This window comes from Campylobacter subantarcticus LMG 24377, assembly GCF_000816305.1.
GTDB classification, from domain to species: Bacteria; Campylobacterota; Campylobacteria; order Campylobacterales; family Campylobacteraceae; genus Campylobacter_D; species Campylobacter_D subantarcticus.
This window is the reverse complement of the sequence record NZ_CP007773.1, coordinates 1,026,747-1,040,150: the sequence shown is the minus strand read 5'-3', so window position 1 is coordinate 1,040,150 and position 13,404 is coordinate 1,026,747. Positions and strand designations below refer to the sequence as shown.

Sequence of the window (13,404 nt, the reverse complement as noted above, 5' to 3'; positions counted from 1 at the left end):
TAGGAAAAACCATGTTTCAAAAAATTATACAAATTTTAAAATCAAGAATTTTTATAACTACAGTGATACTTGTTGTCTTGGGTGTTTTGAGTTTATTTTTTTGGTCTTATGGATCTTTGTTTGCATTTAATGAAATTTATGTTTTTAGTAATCCTTATCTAAGATTTGGGATAATTTTTGTATTTTGGTGTTGTATTTTTTTATTTTTTCTTTTAAAGCCTTTAAGTAATTTTATAAAATCTTTTAAAGATGATAAAAGGATAAAGCTTAAAGAAATCAAAAAAGAAGCAAATGAATTTTTATATAAAGCAAAAAGGAATTTTTTTATTGCATTAAAAGATGCGCAGCAAACATGGAAGAAAGATATCAATACTAAAAATCTACCACTTGTCATTATTATAGGTAAAGAAGGGGCGGGTAAAAGCACTTTTATAAATTACTCTGACATAGAATATCCTTTAAGTGATAGTTTAGAATCATATAAAAAAATGCATAAGTCTACTAGTAATTTTAGTTTATACGTTTCCAAAAGAGGTGCTTTGCTTGATACTGAGGGAAATTATTTTTCTCAAGAAGATTTTTTTCATCCAAACAGTAGTGATGAATTACCTGAGGATGATATAGAAAAAAATAAAGATTTTTTAATCAAAAAAAGTATTTGGCAAAATTTTTTAAGATTTTTAAATAAGAATTATTTTCATAGTAAGTTAAATGGCGTTGTTTTAGTGGTTGATACTAAAATGTTTTTGGAAAATCCAAAAGAGTATGCTAACAATCTAATTCGCTATTTAACAAAAAGAGTGCATGAGTGTGAAAAGATTTTAGGTGTTCAATTGCCTATTTATGTGGTTTTTTCGAAGTTAGATTTAATAGAAGGTATGAAAGAATTTTTTGATACTTTTAGTGATAAAATTCCTAAAAAAGCTTTTGGTATAAGCTTTATAGAGGGTTTTAAAGATGAGGATGTTCAACGATCTTTTGAAGAAATAAGCCAATCGTTATTTTTGCATTTTGTTGATAAAAATTCTTCTATATATTCCATAGAAGAAAAAAATAAAATTTATTTGTTTTTAAAACAATTAGATAATTTATTTGCACTAAGTAAAGAATTTATTGTGCAATTACAAAATGAAAATATGCTGAAAAACAGTTCAATTTTAAGAGGCATGTATTATGTGAGTGCTTATCAAGAAAATGTTCCAAGAAATTTTGTGCTTGATATAATCTGTGAAAAGTATAATATAAAAAAACCATTAGCTCAGGTAAAACCATCTTTTAATAAGCAAAGTTACTTTGTTCAATCTTTGCTTGAAGATATCGTTTTTAAGGATTCATCGCTAAGTAAAATTAAAAGTTTTTATAAGAAGATGTCGCTTGTGGGGTTAATACTGCTTTTGGTTTGTGTGACTTATTCTATATCATCATATGTTATTCTTAAAAGCGAGCAAGAGAAAAAGATATCCCAAAGTGTCTATAATAACCTTTCGCTTTTATTGGAAAATATACAAGATTATTCTATGATGGGCATAGAGGAAAAAGCAAAATTACTAGTTGATTTGAGAAATATATTAAGCGTATATCCGCAATTGGTTGAAAAGTCAAGTATAACCGAATATCTTGGTTTGAATATAGCTTATAAAGGTTTTGAAAAGGCGCAAAATTTATATTATAGAATCAGTGAAGATGTGTTAAAAAATACTCTATTGAAAGAAATGGAAATAATATTACAAACAGATGATAATTATGAAAATTTAATTAAAACTTTATATGTTTATAAGTCATTGTTCGAACAAAAATATCTTGATAAAAATTTGTTGAAAATATGGATTAATGAAAATTGGAATTTTTTGGAAAAATATAAAATTTCTAAAGAGAATTTTTTATCTGGCATCGATGAACTTCAAAAAATTGACCTAAGTTCTTCTCAAGAAGATGAGACTTCGATTAATTTATCTATTGAAAAATTATACAATATGGCAAAAATTCAAAGAATATATACTTTGTTAAATTTTATTAATCTAGATAAGAAAAATACAACATACAGTTTTAAAAATGAACTAGGCTTTGCAGCTAATAATGTATTTTCAGAATCTATTAGGATCGATAATATCGATGAGATTTATACTAAAAGAGGTATGGTTGATTTCTTGCAGACATTAAATGTAAAAATAGACAAAGCCATGGAAATTGATTCGTGGATTTTGAATGATATGTCAAATACTGAAAATAGAAGTAATATGGCTATGAGGATTATAAAAATTTATTTAAGTCAGTATCAAAACAAATGGCAAGAAATTTTAAATTCACTTGCGCCTAAAAAATTTATTTCTAAAAGTTCTATGTTAAATGAGCTTAGTATATTATCTAAAAAAGAAAACCCTTTAATGAATTTTATAAAAATTGTCAGTATAAATACCAATCTTAATGATGCCACTTTGTTAACTCAGGCGTATAATCTTGGTATCAATGCTGCTGAGATAAAAACAAGTTTTATGGGTATTACAAGTGCATTTGATGCGTATCATAAAATTATAGAGCAAAATTCTATTTTAAACACAGGTGCCACTGCGGTAGGTTTGGATGTTGGAAGTCATCAAAAAACTATGGAGTTGATAAATGCAGATTTGTTAAATATTCACAAAAAAATAACTGATTTTAGTACAAATAATTCTCAAACTATTGAAGAGAAAATAAAATATGCTTTAAGTGATAGTAAGGATTCTAGTGATCCTTTTAGTTCTCTTGGGCAAAACATCAAAAATTTACCAAGTGAATTGGAGAAATATTATTCAACCCTTTCTTTATATGCATGGAATATAGTAGAAAACCACGGAATTTCTTTATTTAATACTGTTTGGCTGAATGAAGTTTATGCACCATTTGTTAACGAAATAGCACCTTTTTATCCTTTTAATTTATTAAGTTCACAAGATTTAAGTATAGACTCTTTTAAAAATTTCTTTGGTAAGAACGGAATTTTGAATAAATTTTATGAAAAATACTTAACAAGTGTTTTAACCAAAAGAAAAAATGTTTATTCTATTAATTCTAAATTTAGTTCAAGATTAACTTTTTCTAAAGAATTTTTGGATTTTATTACTAAGGCTGGTAATTTATCGGAGTTGATGTTAAATGCAAACGATGTAATGAGGGTGCGTTTTACTTTACAAAGTCTTGATTTGAGTGCTGATTTCTCATTTGTAAAGGTTAAGTATAATGATACTTCTATTACATATGATCATACATTACATACAAAATTAGATGTTATAACTGATGAATTTAACAATGGAACTAGTTTTGATTTCACTGCGTATTCTTACTTAGATGCTAATATAAATTACACAAAATCATATAAAGGAGAATGGGCTTGGTATAAATTATTACAGGAGAGTAAAAATTTAAATTCATCTTATAGTGTTTTATTTAATGATAATAAAAAAATGTATTTTGATTTCAAGCTTAATAACAACAACTCAGATGTTGATAATATAATTAAGATATTAAGTGATTTTAAAATAGTAGAAAATATAACAAGGGCTCAAAATGATAGATAAAGAAACCATAGGATTGATAATTGAAAATGTTGAAGAAAACACAACAAAAACAGTAGCGTGTGTATTTGATGAAGCTGGTGGACTTGTTGGATCAAGTCCTGAGTGCTTGTTTTGGGTGCAAGATAAACATAACTCCATCGAAGAAAGACATATGAAAGTTGCTTTTGAAGAAGGCTTTTTTACTATTTCACCTGTGGAAGGCAGCGATATTTTTTATAATAATTCTTTTTCTAGACTAGATGATGGTTATGAGATTATTGTTAATAAAGGAGATGTGTTAAAGTTAGGTCTTATTGAGCTGCGTTTTGTTGATTCAAAAGAGGTTAAACAAGAAACTTTAAAACAAGTAAAAGAAATAAAAGAAATAGAAAAACATACTCAGATGGATGAAATAGAGTTAAAACCTCGAGGAAAAATAGATGGTTTGGATTTTAAAGCAAAAGAAGATATTAAAGAGCTTATTGAAACAAAAATAGATTATAGTTTTATAGAGGATAATAATATTAAAAATTCTGAAGTTATTGCAGAATCTAGTTCTTCTGTAAATTTAGACTTTACTTATGAAAATATAGGAAAAATGTTAGATAAATTACAAAATGAGTTATCACAAAATCGCAAAAAAACAATATTAAGCGATAGTTTTCAAAAATTAAATATAGATGATTTTCAAACAGTTATTTCAAAAATCCCACTTGTTAAAGATACCAAGTTAATTAATCTTGTTGTGTTAAGTTTAATCACTAAAGAATTGTATTCACCTGTATTTAAAGAGATGGATGAGGATATTTTCATGAATTATTTGCAAAATGCCTTGCAAAATATCATCAAGAATGATCAAAATATATTCGAAAATTTGACTTTACTGTCTTTGGATAAATACAAAGACAAATAACTTTTTTAAGATGTATTTAATAAGCAAAGATGATTTTTTAAAGGTAAATTTCAAAAAGGAGTATCAAATGAAAATCACAATGATAATTCTAAGCTTGTTTTCTTTAGTATCTTTAGGTGCATGTGCTTTTAAAGAAAATAAAGCAAGTGAATTAGAAACTCTTGCAAGTAATTATGGTGGAATTTATATTTTTGATAAAAAAATAAGAGAAGAGATATTGGAAAATGAAAGAAAGATAAAAGAATATAATCAATGGATTAATAATATATCTGCTTCTGATGAAGAGTTAAGAGCTAATATTAAAAAGTATGATGTAGAAAAAAAATTCCCTCAAGTCCTTTCTAATGGTTGTAAATATTATCGTAATGATTATAATTATGATGTAGATGATCCTGACTATGATTTTAACTTCGATAATAAACCCGAATTTGCATACTATGAAGATCAATTTAAAGCATATATGGGTGAAGAAAACTATAAAAAATTAAGACCTTATTTAGGTATGACAACTTATTATGTGTGTGAGGGTAGAAAATATCCTGTTGTTTTTGCTACTATGATAGATTATAAAGTAAAAAGCTATGGATTATTTGGAGATGAAGGAAGAGGATTTAGCTTTTCTAGCATTAGTCGTAAAAGTGCAGGAGGAGGATCTTTTCATTATTTTACTAATAATAAATTTATAAAAAGTGATGAAAAATATACAGGACAAAGTTACTGATGAATCCTAAAGAACTTATTTCTCAAATCAAAGACTATGCTGATATAGCAGATGCTAGTTATGCGATGTTGTAATATGTTTGGGAAAATATAGAGCAAGATGAAAAGAATAATATTTATAAAGCAGATAAACTTACTTTTGGTGATAAATTAAAGCAATATATTGTTATGAAAAATAGTAAAGGGGAAGATATTGTAAAACCTAAAAATACAAACACAGCTTATGCTTATGCTATACGAGCTCGTTTTGAACAAAATAAAATAGTTAAATAGAATCTAAATATTGTATTTCTCTTATAAATACTTGTTTTGATAGTAAAGAAATAACATTGGATAATGATATTAGTAGGGTAGGATTAAATGATGCACTGAGTAAAAGAACTATTGATTTTGTAAATAGATTTAAACTTTTAAAACATCAGCCCAACACTACAAGTGGCTTTAGTGCTACTTTGTTTGGAGAAAAAAGAAAACAAATTGATAGTAAAACTAAAGAAAAAATCTATACAAGTGAATATGACTATATCAATTATATTTTTGCCATTAGAGGAATAGAGCCTAAGGAAGTCAAATAATGAAAAAGTTTCTTGCACCTAAAAAGATTATCTTAGTATTTATTACATTATTTGGAATTTATCTACTTGGAATCCCGCTTTATTATACTCCTTATGAATTACAACCAAGTTATTGGAAGTTTAAGAAAATATGTGAGTTAGATATTACACCGCCTTCTAAAAAAAGAACAGAGAAAGCATTAAAATTATTTGGAGTTAATCCTAGTGATTTACAAAATAATTTAAAACTTGAGAATAATAATTATATTGCACGATTTAGATATGATACTGAGAGAATAAAAGCTCAATTAAATATTAAAATGGATTTGGAAAAAAATATAATAGAAATCAATGAATCAGGCTCAATTTGGTATGATTGGAGACCTATGATATTAGGCAATGAAGGCAATATGGATTTTAGAGTTATGTGGAATAATTATATTACCTGTGGTAATATCTATATTAAAGAGATGCCAGAATGTTTCAAAGATAATAAGTTTATCTGTAATTTTAAGGAGGCAAAATGACAAATAAAGAGATAGTTGAAAAACTACGAGATAACGCTGAGTTAGCATGGGCTAGCTATGGATATTTTCACTATTTTTTAGAACAGCAAAGTAAATCTCACTTTCTTGTAATGCAAGATAGGCAAGGCAATGAAATTAGAGACGCTGACAATAAATCTAAAATTCAAGAAATTTACATTACGGATATTTTGAATACAAACTATAAAAATCATAGAGTTGTTGAATTTGTTCAGTTAGATAAAGAACAAAAAGAAATTACTATCAGCAAGCTCGATGGCGACTTCTCCCCACTCCAAGCCAAACAATTCTTAGATAGATATGATTTATTAATCCATCAAACAAATACAGAGTCAAGCTTTTCTGCTGCTTTGTTCTATGATACACACAAAGATGGTTTCGTGGTGTGGTTTAGGGAAACAGAATGCGGATTCTAAAAATACTTTATATTTGTTGGATTATATTATGTGTTGTAGGTTGGCTTATATCTCCTATTGTTGGACATAATCCAAATAGGGTTGAGGAGTTTTTTATAATGCTTGGTTGGATAGTCTTTCCACTAATGATAGCCAATCTATGGCTTTTTGGAATAACAAGAATTAAAAAATATTTAAGGAATTTTTTAATATTGTTTTTATATTACCCTTTGGCATTTGCTCTGTTTTTGGTGCTAAATTAACTTTAGGAGACTAAATGAAAGAATTAATCAACAATCTAAGAGACTATGCCGAGTTGGCTCAAGCAAGTTATTTTAACTTTATGTATATCAATAACGATGAGCGAGAAATGGATAGTTATAAAATAGGGCAAAATAGATTCCCTAAAGATAAAGACAATATAGAAAATTTAGAATATACAAAGACCTTATCTAAAAAATATAAAGATTATTTTATTTATGATGATTCCATTGCACTATATCCGACACTTAATGGAGAATTTGGGGAGATTCAAGCTAAAAACTTTGCTAAAAAATATGAGATTAAATTCCACCAACCAAATACGGCTTCTGGCTTTAGTGCTACTTTGTTTTATGATAAAGAAAAAGATAAGTTTGTAGTAGGGTTTAGGGGGACAGAGGGACTTTGGAGTATGGATACTTTGGCGGATATAGGGCTTACCTTTGGTAAGGGCGATTTTCAACTTAATGTTTTAAAGCAATTTTTATTAGACATAGCACCTATTTTAAACAAAGTAGATTCAAATAATATTATTTTTATAGGGCATTCTTTAGGCGGATATTTAGCAGTTATAGCAATGCAATTTTGCGATACTATTGATAGGAGCTTAAATACACAATTTAATGCAATCAAATTTATGGCATCGCAAGTCTATACTTTTAATTCTCCTGCTATTGATGAGATTGATAATATGCTAATGCGGGCTTTGGCAGCATTATTAGATAAAAATATTATGGAGCAAGTCTTAAATCCTCAAAAAGTATATTGTGTCTATGACAGCGGTGGTATAAATATCATCGCTTCTGCTCAATATGGTGTAAGCAATGCCTTAGGTATATATACAGGAGAAGATTCTCACTCCATAATCCCCCTAACTCAAACCCTTTACTTCTACTCCTATCTTTTAGAATTAGATGCTAACTATAACAAAGTCAAAGATAAAAGTTTTAGTGAATGTATAGAGTATCTTAATCATTTTATGAAAAATATTCAAATATATACAGAAACTTTTGTGTTAAAAAATAATGCTATTAATAATAAAAATTTCGCTCTTAAAAATGGACCTCTTGGACTTTTTAGAAGTTCTCCAGAAAAAATCAATCATTTTGAATATTTTCTTTCATTAATAGCCACCATAATGCAAGAAACAAATGGTATTTTAGAAGAGGTTGGAGATAATTATTATGCAAGCTATAAAGCTCCTACCATTAGTCAAACAAAAATCATAGATTTTATTTTAAAGGCACATGAAAAAGAAAAATATATTTTAATTCTTGATAAAAATGATTTTAATCAATACAGAAAAGATAGTTCTTTTGTCAATAATCAAGAAAATTTAGCTCATAAAATTGCCATTGGAGAATTTAGAATTTTTATTGTAGTTTATAAAGATATGAAATGTCTTGAAAATATTAATAATATAACAAAAATATACGGATATAATTCAAAAAGTTATAAAATAAAAGATCAAATTTGGGATGAGCAATATTTAGGTGGAGTTTGTAAAATATCGCAAGCTTTGTATTTTAGCGGAAAAGCCAAAGTAGGTATTATTTAGGAAAATTATGATAAGTAGAGACTTTTTATATTCTATTTATAAAGATAAAAAAAGTATTTATTTATTTTGTGAAAATAAAAGTATCATTGATTGTCAAAGTATTTATGATGAACTTTACAAATTAGAAGCAACGACAGATTTTACTTTTGAAGAACTTCAAAACTACCAAGCTTATATCTTCTTAAACTCCACTCTCCTTACAGGCTCAAGCGAACTTCCTAATAATCCCTTTTACTTTGGAGAATTAGATCAAGATAATACTATAAAACAAGATACACCTAGTTATTATTTTTCTCCTAAAGATGAAAATAGTGGCAAAGGAAAACTTAGCATCTTTTATAAAAATGATGAACTTTGTTTGCTTAATTATTCTATTATAGAAAATTCTTTAAATATCAAATTAGAATGTTTAAGCAAGCAAAGCTTAGAGTATAAAGATTTAATTTCAAACACTCTAAAAGAACAAAAAACCATACAAATAAATAAAAAACAAGCTATAGCTAAACTTCATGCCCTTTTAGAAAATCAAAACCTAGAATGTATCCATGGAGGTAAAGTCATACTTAAATCAAACAAAGGAAAAACTTTTAAAGATGATGGTGTGCCTATTATGTTAGAAAGTGATTTGCTTAATTCTAGCATAAGCGGTTGTCCCAATACTATGGGAAAGGTAAGTTATCCTTGCACTAAGGTGGTAGATGTTAAAGGCTCTTTATCTCAAAAGAAAGTCAATGATGAATACGCAATCTTACAAGAACTCATCTCAGCTTGTGTCACAGATAAAGGATATCCTTTAAAAGTAAGCTTTGTACCTACTAAGTTTAAATTTGATCATAGTTTTAATCCTAAGGAAGGCTTAGTAAAGCAAAGCAAAAACCAAACAAAGCTAAAAGAGCCTATAATAAGACTACATTATAAAAGCGATAGATTTCAAAAAGATAACCTACCTATCTATAATCTTTTGATCAATAATGAAAAAAAAGAACAAAATAAAGCTTTAAGTGAATTAAATATAGATCAAAAAGATTTAAAAGATATAGAGGATGTTAATATTCTTAATCAATTCAAACAAGACTTTAGTAAAGGTTATGAATTTAAAGAATTAAATTTTAGTTTTGATACTAATTTAATCAAACTTTATTTTATTATCCCAAAAAATATCGCTAAAGTTTATAAAAGTGCTTATAAAGAATCTGAATATAAAGATTTAGGAGCAGGGTATTTTACACAGCTACATGAGTATGATAAAATCATCAAAAATTCCCTAGAAGATAATAAAGAATTAAACGAATATCATTTTAGTTTTTTAGCTCCTGCTAAAATGCAAAATTTAAAATTTCAAATCGCAAATGGACTAGATGAGATCTTAGAAGATGAAGATAGAAAACAAGAGCTTTATGTTTGTAAATTTGTAGTAGTGAATGGGATTAAAATATGAAAATAAAAGATTTCACCTTAATTACGTCAAATCATAATTTGGAAATTGAGTTAAAAAATCTTACCGAAAATGCTAATAAAATTATTTTTATATGTGGTGATTTTGATGGATATAAAGAAGCTGAGAATTCTTTGTATAAGACACTACATACTATTGAAGATAAATTTAAATTTAACAAGAAAAAAACTTTTAAAATCATACATTTAAATCAAGCTAATAAAGATGAAATCACAAAAGAACAAAAATTTAGCTCTGATAAAAATTTATCTAGTATTAAAAAAATTATCTTTAATAATTTAAAATTTTTAAATAATGTAATCAATCAAAACGAAAACAAAACGCTCAATAAAATTATTGATGAGAGTAATGAAGAAAATATTGAAAATTTTTTAAAAGAAGTTCAAAAAGAATTAAATACATTATTAAAAAATATCAAAGAATCTGATTATTTTGAGCAAGAGATTAAACCAAAGATACAGCTTACCCTAGATACACTTTTTAATACACTTTTAAAAAATATTACCCAATCTAATGATGATGAATATAAGCAAATTATTAGAGCTATAGCAAAATTTTTTATTAATATATTAGATTCTGTAACTAATCTTAAAAAACCTATCTCTTTAGTTAAAAAAAATCCTTATGTTTTTGTTGTAAATACATTATTTGAAGCTTATAATTCTTCTGCTGAGTATCAAGAGTATAAGGAGCAAAAATATTATTATGATTTTGCTTATCCACTTTTAGAGCTTATTACTAGTAAACTTTATCCTATTATTGCTTTGTGCAATGAAGAAATTTTATCTGATGTATTGATTATAGATGATAAAGTATTATTAGATTTTTCGTCTTATTCTAATGTGCCTTCTATTAGTCTTTATAAAAATAGTTTTTATAAAGTTATTTTAGATGAAGAATTTCAAGGTATTTTTGATCATTTTTTAGAAAACAATCCAAAAATTGAAAACGAAAAATTAAATAATACGCTTTTGATTAATTCTAGTTTAAAAAATTTTGATACAACATTAAAAAAAGCAATCAATTCAAATATCTCTGAACTTAATCATTTCTTTTATGCAGAATATCCTGATTTAAATTCTTCCATACTAGTGGAAATGATACTAGATAAACAAAATACTGATCAAATCAATACAACCAAAATGGGTAAAAATTATTTGTTTATTACTAATCCACCACAGCTTAACAATGCAGCACTTTGTGAAGATTTGTATCAAAAAAAATTAGGAGCAATAATAAAAAATCGTCCTAAAGCTCTTACAAAAAATGAAAAACTTGGATTAAAAGAGCAATTTCCTAGTAAAAGAGATTATGGTTCTTATTTTATAGAAAGAGATGTTAAAAAGGAAGATGATTTTGTATTGCAGCTTTGTCCTTTTGTGAAACTTGATGGACAGATTTATCAAAAATATAAAAGGTATTTTAATTTTTATAATCAACCATATTCTCGGTTGATATTTGATTTATTAGAGAATGTAAAACAATCAGTTGAACAAGATTTTGCTTATATTGATGGCTTTTTTAAACTACCCAAAGAACTGGAAGAAATTAGCGAAAAAGAAAAAGAAAAAGTAAAAGAATATATCGGGCTTTTTAATAATTATTTAGATAATATCAATTCTTATTATGATCAAATGCAATTTTTTCTTGAGTTAGAGTCATCAATATCCAAAACATATGAAAATGTAGATTTTAAGAAATACTCACCTTTAACGGTTGTTTTATTGACTTTGACTTTGTATGTTTTACAAAAAGACTTAGCTTTTACACAAGAATATTCTCTTGGTGTTAAAAATATTGTAATTCCAAATTTAGATTATGGTGATAAAGAAATTTCACTTAATTACCAAAAGATTAAAATACCAAATTATTTTAATGAGTATATTTCATTTATCCCTGATGACATTTATTTTTATGATAATGATAAAAAAATTTACATCTTTTTATCTAAAGAATTAAATAAAAATAAAAAAGAAGATGAAATTATCTATTTAGATGAATTAGCCAAAGCTATGTTTGAAAATGATTTTAAAGAAGAAGATCAAACTTATGTGAATTTTTTAAAAACCTTAAATGAAAGTTTTGATGAGGAAATTGAATTTAAAGAAAATACACAAACAGACAAAACTCTTCCTTTGAAAAAAGATTTAGATAAAAGTATTCAAGAAATTATGCTTGATAATGAACTTGCAAAATTATCCATAGATATCACTTTTTTTAATATCATTAAGCAACTTTTTCCTTTTGCAGAATTTTTTATGAGCCAGCCTGATTTTTTTAAAAAAATGATTTTATTTTTTATAAATTCAAGCTTTGATAAAAAGCATTATGGTAATAAATTATTTTCTAGTTTTAAAGCACATTTTTTTAAAGAACTAGGGATATTTTATGCACTTAATCCTAAAGGACATTTTATAAAAATTAATCCAAAAAGTAAAAAGCCACTCAATAAGCTTTTTTTATATCAAATAGGAACAAATTATTATTATTTTAATCAATTAGAATATGCAAGCGAGTTGAAAAAGTCAAAGAGTTTTTCAAGATTGGATAAAGCTAAGCAAATTCATTTGATATCAAAAGTAAAAAAACAATTAGCTATTGATTTTTCTATTAAAGTAAGTAAAAATTTAAGTGCGGATGTGTTAAAAAATTTAGCAGGATCTTTTATCGATACACTTTTGCCTACAAATTATGAAAGGTTAAAAATTTTATATGAAAAACTAATGTATGAAAAATTTACTTACAATTACGATTTTCCTTTAGCTGTAAAAAAAGAAGAATACTTAACCTATCCTTTATTGATAAATTCTAGATTTATGAGTTTTGATTTATCTGAGTTTATTTTTGGTTCTTTATTATGCACAGGTGGGCTTAATTATTATCCTAGTATTGCTTGTGCTACGACTTCAAGCAAAGCTAGGGAATTTGTCTTAAAAAGACTTTTATCTTATATTATTTTAGATGAGAAAAGAAGTGCTTCTAAGGAAGATAAAATTAATGAGGGCAAATACATCTTAAATGATAAGGAATTTTTTGAAGAAAACAATATAGAACTTAGAAATTGTAATATATATAAGCTAGAGCATTTTCAAAGAAAAGAAGAGTATAAAACACAACACCCAGTGATAAAACAACACCCTATCTTAGCTTATAATGATGCTATACAAATTTTATATGAATATGCAAATGGTATTTATAATACTACTCAAGATGAAAAGGGTAAGTTTATAGAAGATAGGCAAAAAGCAAGAAGATTAATGGAAAATTTAGAAGCCATAGGGCAACATAATTTAGAAGTGATGTATAAGGGGGTAAATAATAAAGATGTTGATAATGAAAGAAATAGAAGAAAAGATAAAGAAGATTTTAATGATATTAATAAAATACAAGATTATTCCAACAAATTCATAGGCAGACTAGCTACTACTATAATCATGGAAGATGGTTTGTATATAGGATGAAAGGATAA

At 26.1% G+C, this 13,404-nt stretch carries 9 protein-coding genes; all 9 read left to right on the top strand.

Features of this window, described 5'->3' with window-relative positions; genetic code table 11:
• Positions 1-11: 11 nt before the first annotated feature.
• The 9 genes from tssM to CSUB8523_RS05375 all read left to right on the top strand — a co-directional run bounded on the left by tssM (position 12) and on the right by CSUB8523_RS05375 (position 13,396).
• The gene (gene tssM / locus CSUB8523_RS05425; RefSeq protein WP_043019866.1) at positions 12-3,554 is read left to right on the top strand and encodes a type VI secretion system membrane subunit TssM; all 3,543 of its coding nucleotides are present in this window, start codon (positions 12-14) and stop codon (positions 3,552-3,554) included.
• Positions 3,544-4,446, top strand: coding sequence for a hypothetical protein (locus CSUB8523_RS05420; RefSeq protein ID WP_043019865.1), 903 nt, complete (start codon positions 3,544-3,546; stop codon positions 4,444-4,446). Before tssM ends, CSUB8523_RS05420 begins: the two co-directional genes overlap by 11 nt.
• Positions 4,447-4,513: 67 nt before the next feature.
• Positions 4,514-5,167 carry a hypothetical protein gene (locus CSUB8523_RS10230; RefSeq protein WP_235362532.1) on the top strand — a complete coding sequence of 218 codons (654 nt, stop codon included), beginning with the start codon at positions 4,514-4,516 and terminating at the stop codon, positions 5,165-5,167.
• Between the two features lie 328 nt (positions 5,168-5,495).
• Positions 5,496-5,741: a hypothetical protein gene (locus tag CSUB8523_RS10430; RefSeq protein ID WP_235362534.1), complete on the top strand. Its 246-nt coding sequence runs from the start codon at positions 5,496-5,498 to the stop codon at positions 5,739-5,741.
• The gene (locus CSUB8523_RS05400; protein ID WP_039663837.1) at positions 5,741-6,247 is read left to right on the top strand and encodes a hypothetical protein; all 507 of its coding nucleotides are present in this window, start codon (positions 5,741-5,743) and stop codon (positions 6,245-6,247) included. Before CSUB8523_RS10430 ends, CSUB8523_RS05400 begins: the two co-directional genes overlap by 1 nt.
• Positions 6,244-6,681, top strand: a complete 438-nt coding sequence (locus tag CSUB8523_RS05395; protein ID WP_039663835.1) for a hypothetical protein — start codon at positions 6,244-6,246, stop codon at positions 6,679-6,681. Before CSUB8523_RS05400 ends, CSUB8523_RS05395 begins: the two co-directional genes overlap by 4 nt.
• 256 nt (positions 6,682-6,937) lie before the next feature.
• Positions 6,938-8,479 carry an alpha/beta hydrolase family protein gene (locus CSUB8523_RS10220; RefSeq protein ID WP_043019864.1) on the top strand — a complete coding sequence of 514 codons (1,542 nt, stop codon included), beginning with the start codon at positions 6,938-6,940 and terminating at the stop codon, positions 8,477-8,479.
• 7 nt (positions 8,480-8,486) lie between these two features.
• The gene (locus tag CSUB8523_RS05380; protein WP_082019370.1) at positions 8,487-9,917 is read left to right on the top strand and encodes a hypothetical protein; all 1,431 of its coding nucleotides are present in this window, start codon (positions 8,487-8,489) and stop codon (positions 9,915-9,917) included.
• The gene (locus CSUB8523_RS05375) at positions 9,914-13,396 is read left to right on the top strand and encodes a hypothetical protein (protein ID WP_043019863.1); all 3,483 of its coding nucleotides are present in this window, start codon (positions 9,914-9,916) and stop codon (positions 13,394-13,396) included. The genes CSUB8523_RS05380 and CSUB8523_RS05375 overlap by 4 nt, the downstream gene beginning before the upstream one ends.
• Positions 13,397-13,404 lie beyond the last annotated feature (8 nt).